The sequence below is a fragment of the Halomonas sp. SpR1 genome (assembly GCF_031010175.1).
GTDB lineage: Bacteria > Pseudomonadota > Gammaproteobacteria > Pseudomonadales > Halomonadaceae > Vreelandella.
Genome location: NZ_JAUAMB010000008.1, coordinates 1 through 17,124, shown reverse-complemented (window position 1 = coordinate 17,124; position 17,124 = coordinate 1). Strand labels below are relative to the sequence as shown.

Here is a 17,124-nt window from a genome sequence, read left to right as displayed (position 1 = left end):
TCTATCAACTGATCACCATCAACCAAGGCAGGCCGATCACCAGCCAAACCACCAGGAACAGCAGACCGAAGATCGCTCCTAGCCGCCAAAACAGCGCGCTGGGCAGATAGCCGCTGCCATAGTAAACCGGGCTTGGCCCAGTGCCATAGGGAGTGAGAATACCCATAAAGCCGAGGGTGGGGAGTAGCAGTAGAATAAACATCTGCATATCCAGTCCGGCAATGCCCGATGCCGCCGCCAGAATCACCGGCAGCAGGGCAGTAACGTGGGCCGTTACGCTGGCAAAGAAGTAGTGCAGCAGGTAGAAAATAACCACTAGCGCCACCATGGCCATCAGCGGGTCGAAGTGGCTGATCTGCCCGCCGACTACGCTGCCAAACCAGTTAACGAATCCCACCTGACTTAGCCCACCCGCGAGCGCCACCAGAGTGGCAAACCACACAAAGGTATTCCAGGCAGCACGGTTATCGAGAATATCGCTCCAGGTCACAATGCCGGTTAACAGCATGCCGCAAATCACCACCAGGCCTACCAGCGATCCAGAGATAATGTCGCCCGCGAAAATCCACAGTAGCAGGGCGGTGACCACCATAATGACCAACATTATTTCATGGCGGGTCAGTGCCCCCAGCTTGGTTAACTCCTGTCCCGCCCAATCAGAAATTTCATTACCCGCTTTCACTTCGGGCGAGCAAAGCCAGTAGCTCAGCAGCGGCACCAGCAGTAGCAGCAGAATGCCCGCCGGTGCGACCGCCATAAACCACTGCCCCCAGTTTATATGAATGCCGGTGGCGCTCTCGGTTAGTGCGATGGCCAGTAAGTTAGGTGCCAGGGCAGTCAAAAACAGTGAGCTGGTCACACAGGTCGAGGCCAGCGCTGTCCACATTAGCAAGCTGCCCATGCGCTTCATGCTGGGGTCGTTGGGGTGCGAATCGTAAAGCGGCGGCAGGTTACGAATCACGGGGTAGATCGTGCCTGCGCTGCGCGCCGTATTGGAGGGCGTAAACGGCGCCAAAATGCCATCGGCAATCATCACCGCATAGCCAAGGGTTAAGGTGCGCTTGCCCATTGCCTTGACCAGCCAGAGCGATATTCGCCTGCCCAGACCGGTTTTTTCATACCCCAGGGCAAACATAAAGGCGCCAAAAATCAGCCATACCGTAGAGTTGGTAAAGCCCGATACCGCCCAGGAAAAGGCTTGGCTGGCGGGATTGAAACCGTCAGCAGCCAACTGCTCGGGAGAGAACAGCACCCAGCGAGAAAGCAGCGCCACCAGGGTGACGCCGACAAGGCCTACCACCGCACCCGGTAGTGGCTCAAGGATCAAGCCCACCACGACGCCCAGAAAAATAGCGAAGAAGTACCATGCGTGAGGCGCAAGCCCCATAGGTGTGGGTATCAGCGCGACGATGATAGCAACTGCTAGCGGCGCTAACAGTTTCCATCGCGGTGAGGGTTGGGCATTGGTTGTCATGCGGCACCTCTCTTAAGCCTGTTTGGGCTATTTTTATTGCTTGGCAGATAGCTATCTGCCCGGCAGTGAGTTGCTTGCAGAGTAGGGTCTGCGGAGCGGGGGGGAACAGCAATACCCACTCGATTCACTGCTTCCTTGATACACGTCAATAGTCCTTTCGACTAATGAACAGGGCCTGCCAAGGGCGTGCTAAGTTCGAATAATGAATAAGTTCGAATAATGAATAAGTTCGAATGATGAAAGGGCATCGATAGAGTGCCGCCAGTACCACCTTTGACTTGGCTAATGGAAGGGGTTGTCATGCAGCAGCGAGATTTCGATATCGTGATTGTCGGTGGGGGTGGCGCAGGCTTACGCGCTGCCATTGGTGCTGCAGAGCACGCCAAAGAGCACAACACCCCGCAACGCATTGCGCTGCTGTCCAAGGTGTACCCCATGCGCTCGCATACCGTGGCTGCTGAAGGTGGCGCCGCCGCCGTGACCAGTGCCGAGGATACTCATCAGGCACATTTTGACGACACCGTTTCCGGCGGTGACTGGCTGGTTGAGCAGGGTGTCGTCGACTACTTTGTCCATCACGCTTACCAAGAGCTGGTGCAGATGGAGCGCTGGGGCTGCCCCTGGAGCCGCAAGGATGATGGGCAGGTGCAGGTACGCCGCTTTGGCGGCATGAAAACCGCCCGCACCTGGTTTGCCGCCGACAAAACCGGTTTCCACATGCTGCATACCTTGTTTCAGACCTCGCTGAAATACTCCGAAATCGAACGCTTTGACGAGTACTTCGTGCTCGATCTTGCGGTCCATGAAGGCGCTGTGATTGGCGTGATTGCCCTGCAGATCGCCACCGGTGAACTGACCCTGCTGCGTGCTAAAGCGGTGGTGCTGGCGACCGGCGGCGCGGGGCGCCTGTTCCGCTTCAATACCAACGCGGGCATTGTTACCGGCGATGGTATGGCGATGGCTTACCGCCATGGCGTGGCGCTGCGGGATATGGAGTTTGTTCAGTACCACCCCACTGGCTTGCCCGGTTCCGGCATTTTGATTACCGAAGCGTGCCGGGGCGAAGGCGGCATTTTGCTCAATAAAGACGGCTATCGTTACCTGCAGGATTACGGCCTTGGCCCGGAAACGCCGCTGGGCAAGCCGGAAAACAAGTACATGGAGCTGGGCCCGCGGGACAAACTCTCCCAGGCCTTCTGGCAGGAGCAGCAGGCGGGCCGCACCGGCAAGTTTGGTGACAGCGACGTGGTCTATCTCGACCTGCGCCACCTGGGCGAAAAGTATATTCTGGAGCGCCTGCCGTTTATCTGCGAGTTGGCCAAAGCCTATATCAACGTCGACCCGGTGAAAGAGCCCATCCCCATCCGCCCGGCGGTTCACTACACCATGGGCGGCATTGAAACCAATCCCCAATGCGAAACCTCCATTGCCGGGCTCTACGCCGCGGGGGAGTGTGCTTCGGTGGGGCTGCACGGTGCCAATCGTTTGGGCTCAAACTCGCTGACGGAGCTATTGGTGTTTGGCCGCTTGGCCGGTGAACAGGCAAGCAACCGCGCGGCGCAAACCGAGTGGGCCGATGAGCGCCTGTTGGAAGCCCAGGGCGACCGTCAGCAGGCCAAGCTGCTGCGGCTATGCGATGGCAGCGGCAGTGAGGAGAACTGGGTAGAGCTCAAGCACGCCATGGTGCAGGCCATGGAGAGCGGCTGCGGGATTTATCGCACCGAAGAGGGCATGCGCAAATCGCTGGATACCATGCGTCAACTGCGCGCGCGCTTTAACAAGGTTCGCGTTAACGATACCAGCAAGATTTTCAATACCGAGCTTCTTGAGTGTCTGGAACTGGAGTGTGGCCTGGATATTGCCGAAGCATCCTGTTTGGGCGCGCTTGAACGCCGTGAATCCCGCGGTGCCCACCAGCGCCTGGATGAAGGCATGCAGAAGCGCGATGATGTTAACTACCTCAAGCACAGCCAGGTCTTTTACCAGGGCGAAGGGCATGCCGAGCTGCGCTGGCAGGACGTTGATGTTCGATTCTCCGCGCCAGCTGAGCGGGCCTATGGCGATGCAGGCAAGGGGGAAAAGGCATGAACATTCAAACCAAACACATCAGCGTCAAGCGCTACCTGCCAGACAGCTCGGCTGACCCCTATTGGCAGCAGTACGACCTGCCGGTGGACGACAGCACCTCGATGCTGGATGCCCTCAACCATATCAAGGAGCAGCTGGATAGCACCTTGAGCTACCGCTGGTCGTGCCGGATGGCGATCTGTGGTTCCTGCGGAGTCATGGTCAACGGCATTCCCAAGCTGGGCTGTAAAACCTTCCTGCGCGATTACGAAGGTGATATTCGTATCGAGCCGCTGGCCCACTTTCCGGTGCAGCGGGATCTGGTGGTGGATATGGAGATCTTCCTTGAACACCTGGCGGCGGTGAAGCCCTACCTGATTGACGATAACCCGGTGAAAGCTTACGACCCCAGGGCGCCGGAGACCTATCAACAGTCGCCTGAACAGCTTGCCCGCTACAAGCAATTCGCTAACTGCATTAACTGCGGCCTCTGCTACTCCGCCTGCCCGCAGTTTGGGCTTAATCCAGAGTTCCTCGGCCCGGCGGCGCTAACGCTGGCTCACCGTTACAACCTGGATAGCCGCGACCATGGCAAAAAACAGCGCATGGCCGAGCTTAATCGTCACGACGGCGTGTGGAGCTGCACCTTTGTGGGCTTCTGCTCGAAGGTATGCCCCAAACACGTTGATCCGGCGGCAGCGGTGAATCAGGGCAAAGTGGAAGCTGCCAAGCACACGCTTATTGCGCTGTTTAAAGGGTAGGGTGAGGAGAAAAATCATGGATAAATCATCATCGCAACGCCTGCCGCCGCTGAAACGCAACTGGTGGCTGAAACACCGCTTTTTCAAGCTCTATATGCTGCGCGAAGCCACGGTGCTGCCGCTGGTGTTTTTCACGCTGTGTTTACTCGCCGGTATGGTGGCGCTTCTTCAAGGGGCCGAGAGCTGGCAGGGATGGATCGCCTTTATGGGTTCGCCCATCGTATTGCTGCTGAACCTTGTCGCATTGGCTGCCAGCTTGTTCCACGCTGCTACCTTCTTTGTGTTGTTCCCGCGGGTGATGCCGATTCGCATCGCTGGTCACAGCCTGCCTGACAATGCCATTGTCGCTGGCCAGTGGGCTGGCGTGGTGGCGGTTGCGCTGCTGTTTTTCTGGCTACTGGGGAGGGTGTAGGCATGAGTATTAGTAAACATGGTACACAGCATAAACAAGCCTTTGATGAACCGCTCTGGTGGGGGCTGTTTAGCGCAGGTGGTGTCTGTTTCGCCGTCTTGCTGCCCGCCGTGATTCTGTTTATCGCCGTTTTACTGCCCCTGGGCCTGCTGCCCGCCGAAGCACTGAGCTATGAGCGGGCTTCAACACTGCTATTTAGCGTGCTGGGCTTTCTGTTTGTTGGCGCGGTGGTCTGCCTGCCGCTGTTCCACGCCGCCCACCGCTTACGCCATGGAATGTTTGATATCAGCGTGGGCAATGACGCCACCAATAAAAAGCTTATGTATGGCGGTGCCGCGCTGCTAAGCATTCTAGCGTTAGGCTTGGTCGTGGCAGGCATGCTGGGTTAAGCGGCGCGTGGTAATCACTATCCCTGACAGATAAAAAAGAGATTGTCATGATTAACGGACTCACTGAAACAGACCTCTATGCACCGGTAGAGTGGCAGGATCGCTCAGATGGCTACCAGGATATTTTGTATCACACCACTGCCGATGGCATTGCGCGGATTACCATCAATCGCCCCGAAGTACGCAACGCCTTTCGCCCGCTAACCGTGAGCGAAATGGCCCAGGCGCTTAATCGCGCCCGCCACGACAGTGCCATTGGCGCGATTATTCTCACTGGTGCAGGCGATAAAGCGTTCTGTTCTGGCGGTGACCAGCGCATTCGCGGTGACTACGGCGGCTACCAGGATGAAGAGGGCACCCATCACCTTAACGTACTGGATTTTCAGCGCGATATTCGCACCTGCCCCAAGCCGGTGGTCGCCATGGTGGCGGGCTACGCCATCGGCGGTGGTCATGTGCTGCATATGATGTGCGACCTGACCATCGCCGCCGATAACGCGGTTTTCGGCCAGACAGGCCCCAAAGTCGGCTCCTTCGATGGCGGCTACGGCGCCTCCTATATGGCGCGCATTGTGGGTCAGAAAAAGGCTCGGGAAATCTGGTTCCTATGCCGCCAGTACAGCGCTGCGCAGGCGCTGGAAATGGGGCTGGTCAACCATGTGGTGCCGCTCGACGAATTGGAAAAAGAGAGCGTGCGCTGGTGCCGGGAGATGCTGCAGCACAGCCCCATGGCGCTGCGTTGCCTGAAAGCCGCGCTCAATGCCGACTGTGATGGTCAGGCCGGGCTGCAGGAGCTGGCGGGTAACGCCACCATGCTCTACTACATGACCGAAGAGGGGCAGGAGGGGCGCAACGCCTTCAATGAAAAACGCCGCCCGGATTTTTCCCGCTACCCGCGCAACCCGTAATGCAGCTGGTGCTTTACCGCTACTCCTTACCGTTTCGCCAGCCGCTGATGTTTAAAGGCAATCGGCTAGCAAACAGAGAAGGGCTGTTGGTGTGCATCAATGGCCAGTGGGGCGAGATAGCCCCGCTGCCCGGTTTCTCGACTGAAACTCTTGTTGATGCGGAAGCTGAGAGCCTGGCCTGCCTTGCTGCTATACAACGCGGTGAGAAAGCCACGCCAACGTTACCGTCAGTGCAGTTTGGATTCGACTGCGCCCAGCGCCAATGGCCTGCCAACCTTCCTGCGCCTTTACCGCCCTATCCACTGCTCCAGGGCGTGCCCAGGGAATTGTTGCTCGGGCTTGATAATATCGTGACCGGTTGGGGGGCTTTGCCACCGTCTAGGCTTAAGCTAAAAGTAGCGCGCTACGCCATGGCTGAGGAGCTGGCGCTGATTAACCAGCTCGCCATTCAGCTACCCAAGACTAAGCTGATTCTGGATGCCAACGGCGGCTGGACGCGGGAACAAGCCCAGCGTTTCTGCGCGCGCCTCCCCCTTAAACAGATCGACTACCTGGAAGAGCCCTGCGCTGCCTTTGCCGACACCATCGCCGTGGCCGAGGCAACAGGGGTATCCATCGGCCTGGATGAAACGCTATCGCGCCAGGAAGAGTGGCGCTATCACCCGCAGCTTAAGGCCCTGGTGATCAAACCCACTTTGATCGGCTCACTAAGTGCTTGCGAAGCACTCGTTAAGCGAGCCCGTGAGTGCAACCTGCGGGTAGTGATCTCCTCCAGTTTTGAGTCTGACTTGGGTCTCGGGCTGTTGAGTCGGTTGGCCAGTGAGTGGTCGCCCACTGAGCCGCCGGGGCTGGATACGGGGCATTGGCTTAGCGGACGTGTTACTAATCTAGCAGGCGCAGTGATGATAGAAAATTTGCACTGTCTCTCTACAATGGAAAATTCAGCGTGATAGACACCTGCCCCATTCACTACTGGGCAAAAGAGAACCCCGAGCATATTGCGATAGAGGCTGGCTCGATGCGCCTTAGCTACCGAACGCTCAATCGCCGGGTGGCCTCTTTAGCGCAACAGCTGGCGCGGGCAGGTTTTGTGCCCGGGGGGCGCTTAGTAGTCCCCGCCAAAGGCTCACTTGAATCCTTGCTGTTGGCGTGGGCCTGCCTGCGAGTAGGGGTTATTTTTTGCCCGCTGAACCCTGCGTTCCCTATTGCCCAGCAGCTCAGTCTAGCCAAGCGTTTGCAGGCTGGCCGGGTTTGCCAAACGGAAAGTGACCACCATTATCCTGCCGAACTAACGCCGATTACCCTCGATTTCTTGGCGGAAGTTGATGTGGCTAAGCCTCCGGCGCTGAATGGCAACCAGCTGTGCAACACAATTTTTACCTCCGGCTCCAGCGGTACGCCCAAGGCGGTGCTGCATCGTTTGGGGAATCATTTGGCCTCTTCCCGTGGCTCGGCGTCGTTGATTCCCGTTGATCAAAACAGTGGCTGGCTACTGTCGCTGCCGCTGTTTCATATCGGCGGCTACGCAATCCCGTTTCGCGTCTTTCTTGCCGGCGGGCGGGTGATCCTTGACGATGCTCCCCATACGCTGGCGGAGCGTCTGGAACAGCAGGCGATTAGCCACCTCTCCCTGGTGCCCACTCAGCTGTGGCGGCTACTGAAAGCGGGATTTACACCCCAACGCACTCAACTGCGGGAGCTACTGTTGGGCGGCGCAGCGATTCCTGCGCCGCTGGTGGCGCAGATGACATCCCTGGGTCTAATGCCGAAAGTGAGCTACGGGCTATCCGAGATGGCCAGCCAAGTCTGTACTGGTATTCCCACCGCACCGGGTGTGGTCGGAAAACCGCTGCCGGGCCGTGAGGCGAGGGTGGTCGATGGCGAAATTCAGGTGCGCGGCGAGACCCTGTTCTGTGGCTATTTAAACAATGGCAACCTAGACCCAGCGCTGAATGAAGAGAGTTGGTTTGCCACCCGAGATAAGGGGCACTTCAACGCGGACGGGGCGCTGGTGGTGGAAGGGCGGCTCGATAATGGCTTTATCTCCGGTGGCGAAAATATTCAGCCAGAAACTATCGAGCAGCGCTTAGTCGACCACCCCAGCATTGCCCAAGCGCTAGTGGTAGCAGTGCCCCACCCCGAATGGGGCGAGCGCCCGGTGGCGTTTATCGATTGGCACGGCGAGGCCGTATCGGAACCAGCGCTAAATGCCTGGGTACGCGAAGCACTGCCCGGCTTTATGGTGCCCGATGCTTGGCTGGCCTGGCCACCTGGAGTGGGCTTTAAACCCTCCCGCAAACAGTTCGCTACGCTGGCGCGGGAGCAGACTAATCGTTAGTTGGGCGGCGTTAGTGGTGGTAAGTAGCGCTCCAGCAGTTGGGCAGCATGCAGCACTTTTAGATCTTGGTATTTGCCTGCCACAAGGTGTAGCCCCACTGGCAGCCCCTGGTTATCCAGCCCGCAAGGCAGTGATGCGGCGGGCTGTTGTGTAAGGTTGAAGGGGTAGCTAAACGTCGTCCAGTCCATCCAGTCTTTATAGCGCCCGCTTGGCGGCACATTGTGGCCCGCGGCAAAGGGTGCAATGGGCATCGTAGGCGTGACCAGCAAATTATAGCGCTTATGAAATGCCGCCATCTGCGCCGTTAATTCGCTGCGCTCACGCCGGGCGGCGAGGTAGGCGGAAAGCGATACATCCTGCCCACGTCTGGCAATATCCAGAAATCCTGGGTCGAGCGCTGCCTGCTGCTGTTCGTTGAGTTTTTCGATCGCTTGGGTAGCACCCGCAAACCAGAGGGTATTAAAGGTTTTAATTGGATCGCTAAAGCCAGGATCCACGCGTTCTACGGTCGCGCCCAGTGCTTCTAAATGGGCAACGGCCTCCTCAACTTGCTGGGCAATATCCGGGGCTACCTCTACATAGCCAAGATCAGCGCTAAAGGCGATGCGCCAGCCGCGTAGGTCAGCAGGGGGTGGCGTTCGCCAGTCTGGCCCGAGTGGGTTGCCGGAATAGCCATCCCGCACATCCGGCTGCGCCATCACGCTAAGCATAAGCGCGCTGTCGGCGGCGGTGCGGGTCATCGGCCCCAGGTGGGAGAGTGTACTCATGGCGCTGGCGGGCCACTGGGGCACCCAGCCAAAGGTGGGCTTAATGCCAAAGGTGCCGGTGAAACTGCATGGAATGCGGATGGAGCCCCCCGCGTCGCTGCCCTGGTGAAGCAAACCCAAATTGAGCGCTGCCGCCGCGCCTGCGCCGCCGGATGACCCCCCTGGTGTGAGTTCAGTGTTCCAAGGGTTGCGAGTAATGCCGTGCAGCGGGTTATCGGTGACGCCTTTCCAACCAAACTCAGGCGAGGTGGTCTTGCCAATCACGATGGCCCCGGCGTTTCGCAGGTGGCGGCTGATCGGGGCGTCTACCCCCCAAGGGCCATCTGCCGAGGTGGTGGTTGAGCCCATGCGCGTAGGCAAACCTTGGGTTAAGGTGAGGTCTTTAATGGTAATGGGTATGCCATCCAGCGTGCCGCAGGGCGTGCCTGCCTGCCAGCGTCTAGCCGAGTCTGCGGCCAGGCGCCGAGCCTCTACATCATTAACGCAGGTAAATGCATTGACCTTGGGGTTATCGCGCTCAATCCGCGCCAAGCAGTCATCAATTAGCGTTTCCGGCGAGAGCGACCCCTCGCCGAAACGAGCCAATGCGCCGACGGCCGTTAGTGTTTCAAAGGTATCGGCCATGACTATTTATTATCCCCAACACCGGCCGCTTCAAGCATGGCGTGTAGCAGCACGTTACAGCCTGCGTGAACGTGTTCAGGCGTGGCGCTCTCAATTTCGTTGTGGCTGATGCCATCCTTGCAGGGAATAAAGATCATCGCGGCGGGAGCCACGCGGCCGACAAACATCGCATCGTGGCCAGCGCCGCTGATGATATCCATATGCGAGAGATTGAGTTTCTCCGCACCTTGGCGAACCGCATCAACACACGCTTTATTGAAGTGTTCAGGTGCAAAATCTGCGGTGGGAGTTAGCTCGTACTCTAACCCGTGACGTTGGCAGATTTCCTCAACAGCAGCGGCAACGGCCTGGCCCATTGCGATAAGGGCTTCGGGCTCCCAGTGGCGCATATCCAGGGTCATTTTGACCTGGCCGGGGATCACGTTGCGCGAACCTGGGTGCAGGGTCATGCAGCCCACTGTGCCGCGCCCGTGGGGCTGATGATCAAAGGCAATCCTGTTGAGTGCTTGGGTGACTTCTGCCGCGCCCATCAGGGCATCGCGGCGTAGATTCATTGGGGTAGGGCCTGCATGGGCTTCGAGCCCGGTCAGGGTTAAATCAAACCACTTCTGGCCAAGACCACCAATGACCACACCAATGGTGGTGTCGGTGTCTTCCAGAATAGGGCCTTGCTCGATATGCGGTTCAAAGTAGGCTTTTATCTCGCTTGGCGAGACCGTATCGCTGCCGCGGTAGTGAATAGCATCTAACGCATCGCTTACCGTGACGCCATCGGCGTCGGTGCGCGCTAGCATGGCGTCAAATTCCAACACGCCACTAAATACCCCGGAACCCATCATGCAGGGAGGGAATCGGCAGCCCTCTTCATTAGTCCAGGCGACGACTTCGATGGGGGATTGCGTCGTAATGTTGTGCTGGTTAAGGGTGCGAATGACTTCCAGGCCGGAGAGCACGCCGAAACAGCCGTCATACTTGCCGCCGGTTGGCTGACTGTCCAAGTGGCTGCCCGCCATGACCGTTTTGGCGTTGGGGTCGCTGCCTTCCCGGCGGGCAAAGATATTGCCGATATTATCAATCCGAATCGTGCAGCCCTCGGCGCGACACCACTGAATAAACAAGTCGCGGCCCTGGCGTTCTAAATCGGTAAGCGCTTGACGGTTGACCCCGCCTTTGGGAGTGGCGCCCAGTTTGGCCATCTCCATCAGCGACTCCCATAGGCGGTCGCTGTCGGTTCTTAGGTCGGTGATATCATTGGTTGGCGTAACGTAGGTGTTCATTTCACTCTCCTCGCAAGATTAGACGGACGCATTTTCCGTCGGTAAGTCGTGTAGCTTGGAACGGTGATTCTGAAGGTTGGGCGATTCGTTGCTGATCAGCATCTGTTCAGCCATTTCCGCTTCCAGCGCGCTCATATGATGCTCGGCATCGGCCATATGCTCGGACATTACCTGACGCACCCGCTGGGCATCTTCAGCGCGGTAAGCCTCTATCAACTGTCGGTGATAGTCCTGATTGGCGTGATCGAATTGCTTACGCTCGGGCACGTACGCTTTTTTGATCACGACCAAATCACGCAGCATGTCGTTTAAAAACTGGCACATAAACGCGAGTAACGGGTTAGGGCAGGCACGGGCCAGCAGTTGGTGAAACTCCAGCTCTAAAAAGCGCTGGTGGCGATGATCCTCCTCGCCTCCGCAGCACGCACAGGCCGATATATTGGCTTCCAACTGCTGGAAGTCGTGCTCGGTGAGCTTTCCCACCACTGATGCCGCAAGCTCTACTTCCAATAGCTTGCGCAACTGATATACCTGCTTGCCACTCAGTTGTTGGAAATGCAGAAAGTTGCGCAGCATGCGGCTGGCGGGCTCCATGCCTGGCTGGTTGATCACCGCGCCCCCTTTTGGCCCGGTTTTTAAAGTGATAAGCCCCTCAACCTCAAGGATCTTGAGCGCTTCGCGCACGGTGGCCTTGGCGCTACCGTAAAGCTCCATCAGCGCTTTTTCGTTTGGTAGCCGGTCGCCTTCCCCTAATGACTCGGCGGCAATCCAGCGCTTGATATCGTCGCTGATCAGCTCGGCGAGTTTGGGTCTACGCCTTGAGGCTGGACCAGTGGTTGAAACTGTTTTTGTAACAGGGGCTTGCGTCATCAACACACTCCTTATCTGTGGTTAGCGCTGCTGGTAACGTTTTGGGTATAGGCGGGCAAACGTTCAGGGTGGTACTCAGCATCGTAGTCGTAGCGTGCCTGGGTAAACCTTTCCACTACTGCTGTATCGCGACGGTGCAACGCATGGCTTAGGCCAACAAAGAGCACGGCATTCAGCAATAGCCCCCAAATACCTGCATGGTAACCAAAGGGGGCGCTTAGCGGGCCAAAGGTCATTAATAGCACGCAGGCAACGCCAGCCCATAACCCGGCGAGCGCAGCGGTAGGGTGGGCCTTTTTCCAGGTGATGGCACCGATGGTGGGAATCACCAGCTGTGCGGTGCCCGCCAGTGCAGCAATACCAATGGTGACCAGTACACCGGGTACGGTAAGCGCCATGATATAAGCCGCCAGAGAGAAGCCCACCAGCGATAGACGACCGATATAAACAATACGTGCCTGGCTTGCTTCACGGTTCACATAGCGTTTGTAGATATCCATCGTTACCACGGTGGAAACCGCGTGAATCTGCGAGTTAGCCGTGGACATCGCGGCCGAAGCGCCTGCTGCCATAATCAACGAGGCAAGCAGGTAAGGGGCATACTCCATCAACATGATGGGCAGGATTTGATCGGGATTCTCTACATTGGGCTCAAGTAGCACGCCGGAGTAGCCAGACAGCACCGATCCCACATAAGCAAAGGCGGCCAAGCCCAGCAAAAAAGGCATTAAGTTAAACAGCTTGCCGTGTTTGACCGAGTACATGCGCAGCCAGATTTGCGGGCCCATAAAGGCACCAATAGCGGTAATAGCAAACAGCGAGAACCACATAGGGTAGCCCATCGTGCCGTTAGGCCCAGGCATGGTGAGATGTTCAGGAGAGGTCTGCTGAAGCTGGCTAAAGAGGGCGGTTGGCCCACCTACCTGGCTGGAAATGTAGTAGCCCGCGTACAGCATGCCGAAGAATAGCAGGGCGCCGTAAATAACGTCGGTCCAGGCAATGGCGCGGATGCCGCCAATCCAAACGTAGATAATAATGATGAAGTAGAACAGCAGCGCGGCGAGCCAGAACGGAATCAACCCGCCGGAGGCGACTTCGATTAAATAGGCGCCCCCCGTTAGCTGAATCTGCAAATAAGGCACGGTGAAAATCAGCGTAATAGCGGCAACGGTAATGCGTAGCGCCTCGCTATTATAGAAGTCGCCAATTAAATCCGAAGGCGTTAAATAATTAAATCGCTTGCCTAAAAACCAAACCCGCTTACCGATCCAGTAATACATAAAGCCAAACAGCAGGTTCCAGGCTAACGCAGTAAGAAACACCGGCCCATTGGTATAAAAGGTCGCGTTGGAACCGAGGAACGCAAAGGCACTCCACCAGGTTGCCGCCACGGTGAAAAACACCGCGATACTGCCCATGGCGCGCCCCTGAACGAAAAAGTCTTCGCTGGTTTCTTGCGATTGACGCGCCGATAACATCCCCACCATCAAGGGGATAATCATAAAGGCCGCAATAATTAATAAACTACCGGTCATGGTTAATCCCCTTGCTATGGCTGTTTATTGGTGTGAGCAGTTGTCGGTACGGGGCTGCCCCAATTGGTGAAGTAGGCCACCAAAAACAGCGCCGTTATCACAAACCACCAAAACAAGTTCCACACCAACAGAAAGGGGATGCCCATCACCATGGGCTCTATGCGGTTAGCTAGCATAATGAGGGGACTTTCCAGCATAAAAAAACTGAAAAGCATGCCGCCATAAATCGACAGCTTTAGCGGGGTTAAATATTTCATAGCGAGTTAGCCCTTTATTTACGTTGAACTGTTTGTGTTGAATTTGTGAGCAGTATTTCCAGCGTGCGGTGACGAATCACATCGCTTGTTGATGCAACGTTATCGGTGCCGAGTACTGTTTGGGCGTGTTCCACTGATTTGTTGTATTTATTCGTATAAATATAATGATTAGGTGCTTTTTTAACCGGCGTCAAGGTTAAGAGATTTTCAACGCGGCTCTATTACGTATGGATTCCCTAACGTGAACAAAAGAAAAGGGTAATTTTATAAACGTGTTCAGTGGCGCATGCTGAAGCCATGCCACATACGATGGAGCTGGACACCATGTTTGGAATAAAAAGCAAAACGAAGTCTCAAACTTCGCACTCTTCTCAGCAAGATACGCCTTCAAAAACGGCACTTAACCAGCACTACTGGATGCCGTTTAGCGCCAACCGCGATTTTCACGCCAACCCGCGTGTTATCACCGGGGCGGAAGGGCGCTACTACATTGATGACCAGGGTCGGAAGCTGTTTGATTCGCTGTCAGGCCTGTGGACATGCGGCGCGGGCCACAATCGCGAAGAGATCCAAAAGGCTGTGTCGGCGCAGCTCGGCACGCTCGACTTTGCCCCCGGTTTTCAGCTTGCTCATCCGCTGGCATTCAAACTGGCGGAAAAGGTCGCTAGCCTGACGCCTGCTGGGCTTGATCATGTGTTCTTCACCAACTCGGGTTCAGAAGCCGCCGATACCTCGGTCAAGATGGCCAAGGCCTACTGGCGGCTGAAAGGGAAACCTGAGAAAACCCGTATGATCGGCCGTGCCAAGGGCTATCACGGGGTGAATATCGGCGGCACCAGCCTGGGCGGTATTGGTGGTAATCGTAAACACTACGGCCAGTTGATGGATGTAACGCACCTGCCGCACACCCTGCAGGCGGGCCATGCCTACTCCCGTGGTCAAGCTGAAACCGGTGCCGAGCTTGCCGATGCGCTGCTCGATCAAATCGCGCTCCATGATGCCTCCACCATTGCCGCGGTGATTGTTGAGCCGATGTCCGGCTCTGCAGGCGTCATTGTGCCGCCAAAAGGCTACCTGGATCGGCTACGCGAGATCTGCACCGCCCACGATATTCTGCTGATTTTTGATGAAGTCATCACCGCCTTTGGTCGCAGTGGCGCGACTACCGGCGCCGAGGCTTTTGGCGTCACGCCGGATATCATGAATGTAGCCAAGCAGATCACCAATGGCGCCATTCCTATGGGCGCAGTGATCGCTTCCAGCGAGATTTTCGACACCTTTATGCACGCCGGTGGCCCCCAGCACGCCGTGGAGTTTCCCCATGGCTACACCTACAGCGCCCACCCGGTGGCTTGTGCGGCAGGGTTGGCTGCGCTTGAGATGATGGAGCGTGAGAATTTCCCCGCCCAGGTTAGCGCTATTGCGCCCGCCTTTGAGAAAAAGCTGCATGCCCTGCAAGGCCGCAACCATATTGTTGATATTCGCAACTACGGCTTGGCTGGCGCTATTCAGCTAACGCCCCGGGACGGCGATCCCATTATCCGCCCCCGCGATGCGCATATGGTGCTATGGGAAGCGGGCTTTTATGTGCGCTATGGCGGCGACACCCTGCAGTTTGGCCCTCCCTTTGGCACCACCGAGGCTGAGTTAGAGCGGCTGTTTGATGCGGTGGCGTCCACCTTGGATTCGTTGGCCTAAGAGACACGGGCATAGACTTCGTTGGCAAAAGTGACTGAACTAAATTTTAGAGAGTTTAAATATGAGTAATGTTTCCCACCTGATTAACGGTGAATTAGTACAAAGCCAGCGTAAGCTGGACGTAACCAACCCCTCAACGGGCAAAGTGATTCGCCAAGTGGCGGATGCCAATGCCGCCGACGTAGAGCGTGCGATTGCCGCCGCCCAGGCGGCTTTCCCCGCTTGGCGCGATACCCCGCCCGCCAAGCGCGCCCAGGTGATGTACCGCTTCAAGCAGCTGCTCGAAGATAACGCTAACCGCCTGGTACAGCTGGTCAGCGAAGAGCATGGCAAAACCCCTGAAGATGCCATGGGCGAGCTCAAGCGCGGCATCGAGAACGTTGAGTATGCCTGCGGCGTGCCGGAATTGCTCAAAGGCGAGTACTCCCACAACGTAGGGCCGGGCATAGATGCGTGGTCTAACTTTCAGCCGTTAGGCGTGGTGGCGGGCATTACCCCGTTTAACTTCCCCGCTATGGTGCCGCTGTGGATGTATCCCATGGCGATCGCCTGCGGTAATACCTTTATCCTCAAGCCCTCGGAGAAAGACCCCTCGGCGCCCATGGCCGTGGCGGAATTGCTGCAAGAAGCCGGGCTGCCCAAAGGCGTGATGAATGTGATTCACGGTGGTCGCGAAGCAGTGGAAACGCTGCTGGACGCCAAGGCCGTAAAAGCTATTTCCTTTGTTGGCTCAACGCCCGTAGCGGAAGCGATCTATAGCCGTGGATCTGCTGCTGGCAAACGCGTTCAGGCCTTGGGCGGGGCGAAGAACCACGCCGTTGTGCTGCCCGATGCCGACCTGGAGAACGCCGCCAATACGCTCATGGGCGCAGCGTTTGGCAGCTGCGGCGAGCGCTGTATGGCGATTTCGGTGGCGGTATGCGTTGGTGATGAAACTGCCAATCGCCTGGTTGAAACCATGCTGCCTAAAATCGCCCAACTGAAAGTTGGCCCTGGCACTAAAAAGGATCTGGATATGGGGCCTCTGGTGACGGCTGAGCACCGTGATAAAGTACTTAGTTTTATCGAGGACGGTGTAAACGCCGGGGCAACGCTGGTCGCCGATGGCCGTAATCTGCAGGTCGCAGGCTACGAAGAAGGCTACTTTGTGGGCGGCTGCCTATTCGATAACGTCACCGCTGAGATGCGCATCTATCAGGAGGAGATCTTTGGCCCGGTACTCTGCGTGGTACGGGTCGGCAGCCTGGACGACGCCATGCAACTGATTAACGACCACGAATACGGCAATGGTACCTGCCTGTTCACCCGCGATGGCGAAGCCGCCCGCCGCTTTACCGACGGCGTTGAAGTGGGCATGGTGGGGGTCAATGTGCCGCTGCCGGTACCGGTGGCCTACCACAGCTTTGGCGGCTGGAAGCGCTCGCTGTTCGGTGACCTTCACGCCTACGGCCCGGATTCAGTGCGCTTCTATACCCGCCGAAAAGCGGTTTCCCAGCGCTGGCCGTCAGTTAGCGAAGCGACCCGGGCGGAGTTCTCTTTCCCCGCCAATCAAAGTTGACGTTCTAGGGTAAATAGGACATCTTCTCAGCACCGTTGCCCTGCGACGGTGCTTTTTTAGTGGTGCGCCAGGCATGGCGCGCAGCGCCTTGACTGGCGCTGTTCCTGGGGGTGGTGCCTCAGGATGACTTGGGGGTGAAAGTCCCCTGCACGCCCGGCAAGGGGAAGTGCTAGCCGACGGCAAGGGTGT

General features: G+C 57.2%; 15 protein-coding genes. 9 read left to right on the top strand and 6 right to left on the bottom strand.

Annotated elements, in window-relative coordinates; all coding sequences use genetic code 11:
• Nucleotides 1-4: 4 nt before the first annotated feature.
• On the bottom strand, nt 5-1,474 hold the full coding sequence (locus QT231_RS07915; RefSeq protein WP_308336374.1) for an anion permease: 1,470 nt from the start codon (nt 1,472-1,474) through the stop codon (nt 5-7).
• Nucleotides 1,475-1,774: 300 nt separating this feature from the next.
• Between QT231_RS07915 and frdA the strand changes: the two genes are divergently transcribed.
• From frdA to QT231_RS07880, 7 genes are read left to right on the top strand one after another with little or no spacing between them, the layout of a single operon-like run.
• Nucleotides 1,775-3,562, top strand: coding sequence for a fumarate reductase (quinol) flavoprotein subunit (gene frdA / locus QT231_RS07910; RefSeq protein WP_308336373.1), 1,788 nt, complete (start codon nt 1,775-1,777; stop codon nt 3,560-3,562).
• Nucleotides 3,559-4,302 carry a succinate dehydrogenase/fumarate reductase iron-sulfur subunit gene (locus tag QT231_RS07905; RefSeq protein ID WP_308336371.1) on the top strand — a complete coding sequence of 248 codons (744 nt, stop codon included), beginning with the start codon at nt 3,559-3,561 and terminating at the stop codon, nt 4,300-4,302. Before frdA ends, QT231_RS07905 begins: the two co-directional genes overlap by 4 nt.
• Nucleotides 4,303-4,318: 16 nt before the next feature.
• Nucleotides 4,319-4,714 (top strand): fumarate reductase subunit C, encoded by a 396-nt coding sequence (locus QT231_RS07900; protein ID WP_308336370.1) that lies wholly within the window; start codon nt 4,319-4,321, stop codon nt 4,712-4,714.
• A 2-nt stretch (nt 4,715-4,716) separates the two neighbouring features.
• Entirely contained in the window at nt 4,717-5,103 is a 387-nt protein-coding gene (frdD, locus tag QT231_RS07895; protein ID WP_308336369.1) for a fumarate reductase subunit FrdD, read from the top strand.
• 47 nt (nt 5,104-5,150) lie between these two features.
• Nucleotides 5,151-6,011 (top strand): 1,4-dihydroxy-2-naphthoyl-CoA synthase, encoded by an 861-nt coding sequence (gene menB / locus QT231_RS07890; RefSeq protein ID WP_308336368.1) that lies wholly within the window; start codon nt 5,151-5,153, stop codon nt 6,009-6,011.
• Nucleotides 6,011-6,961: an o-succinylbenzoate synthase gene (gene menC, locus QT231_RS07885; protein ID WP_308336367.1), complete on the top strand. Its 951-nt coding sequence runs from the start codon at nt 6,011-6,013 to the stop codon at nt 6,959-6,961. The genes menB and menC overlap by 1 nt, the downstream gene beginning before the upstream one ends.
• Nucleotides 6,958-8,349 carry an AMP-binding protein gene (locus QT231_RS07880; RefSeq protein ID WP_308336366.1) on the top strand — a complete coding sequence of 464 codons (1,392 nt, stop codon included), beginning with the start codon at nt 6,958-6,960 and terminating at the stop codon, nt 8,347-8,349. The genes menC and QT231_RS07880 overlap by 4 nt, the downstream gene beginning before the upstream one ends.
• Here QT231_RS07880 and QT231_RS07875 read toward each other — a convergent pair.
• The 5 genes from QT231_RS07875 to QT231_RS07855 are packed head-to-tail and all read right to left on the bottom strand — an operon-like array spanning nt 8,346 to nt 13,679.
• On the bottom strand, nt 8,346-9,740 hold the full coding sequence (locus tag QT231_RS07875; RefSeq protein WP_308336365.1) for an amidase: 1,395 nt from the start codon (nt 9,738-9,740) through the stop codon (nt 8,346-8,348). The two genes, QT231_RS07880 and QT231_RS07875, sit on opposite strands and share 4 nt — an antisense overlap.
• Nucleotides 9,741-9,742: 2 nt before the next feature.
• The gene (locus QT231_RS07870) at nt 9,743-11,017 is read right to left on the bottom strand and encodes a Zn-dependent hydrolase (protein ID WP_308336364.1); all 1,275 of its coding nucleotides are present in this window, start codon (nt 11,015-11,017) and stop codon (nt 9,743-9,745) included.
• A gap of 18 nt (nt 11,018-11,035) precedes the next feature.
• Nucleotides 11,036-11,887, bottom strand: a complete 852-nt coding sequence (locus QT231_RS07865) for an FCD domain-containing protein (RefSeq protein ID WP_308336363.1) — start codon at nt 11,885-11,887, stop codon at nt 11,036-11,038.
• Nucleotides 11,888-11,898: 11 nt separating this feature from the next.
• Nucleotides 11,899-13,422 (bottom strand): sodium:solute symporter family protein, encoded by a 1,524-nt coding sequence (locus tag QT231_RS07860; protein ID WP_308336362.1) that lies wholly within the window; start codon nt 13,420-13,422, stop codon nt 11,899-11,901.
• A 14-nt stretch (nt 13,423-13,436) separates the two neighbouring features.
• Entirely contained in the window at nt 13,437-13,679 is a 243-nt protein-coding gene (locus QT231_RS07855; protein WP_064235348.1) for a hypothetical protein, read from the bottom strand.
• A 324-nt stretch (nt 13,680-14,003) separates the two neighbouring features.
• On the opposite strand from QT231_RS07855, the gene QT231_RS07850 reads away from it, so the two are divergent.
• Together QT231_RS07850 and QT231_RS07845 are read left to right on the top strand one after the other, a co-directional pair.
• Entirely contained in the window at nt 14,004-15,377 is a 1,374-nt protein-coding gene (locus QT231_RS07850) for an aspartate aminotransferase family protein (RefSeq protein ID WP_308336361.1), read from the top strand.
• Between the two features lie 61 nt (nt 15,378-15,438).
• The gene (locus QT231_RS07845) at nt 15,439-16,935 is read left to right on the top strand and encodes a CoA-acylating methylmalonate-semialdehyde dehydrogenase (RefSeq protein ID WP_308336360.1); all 1,497 of its coding nucleotides are present in this window, start codon (nt 15,439-15,441) and stop codon (nt 16,933-16,935) included.
• Nucleotides 16,936-17,124: the final 189 nt, after the last annotated feature.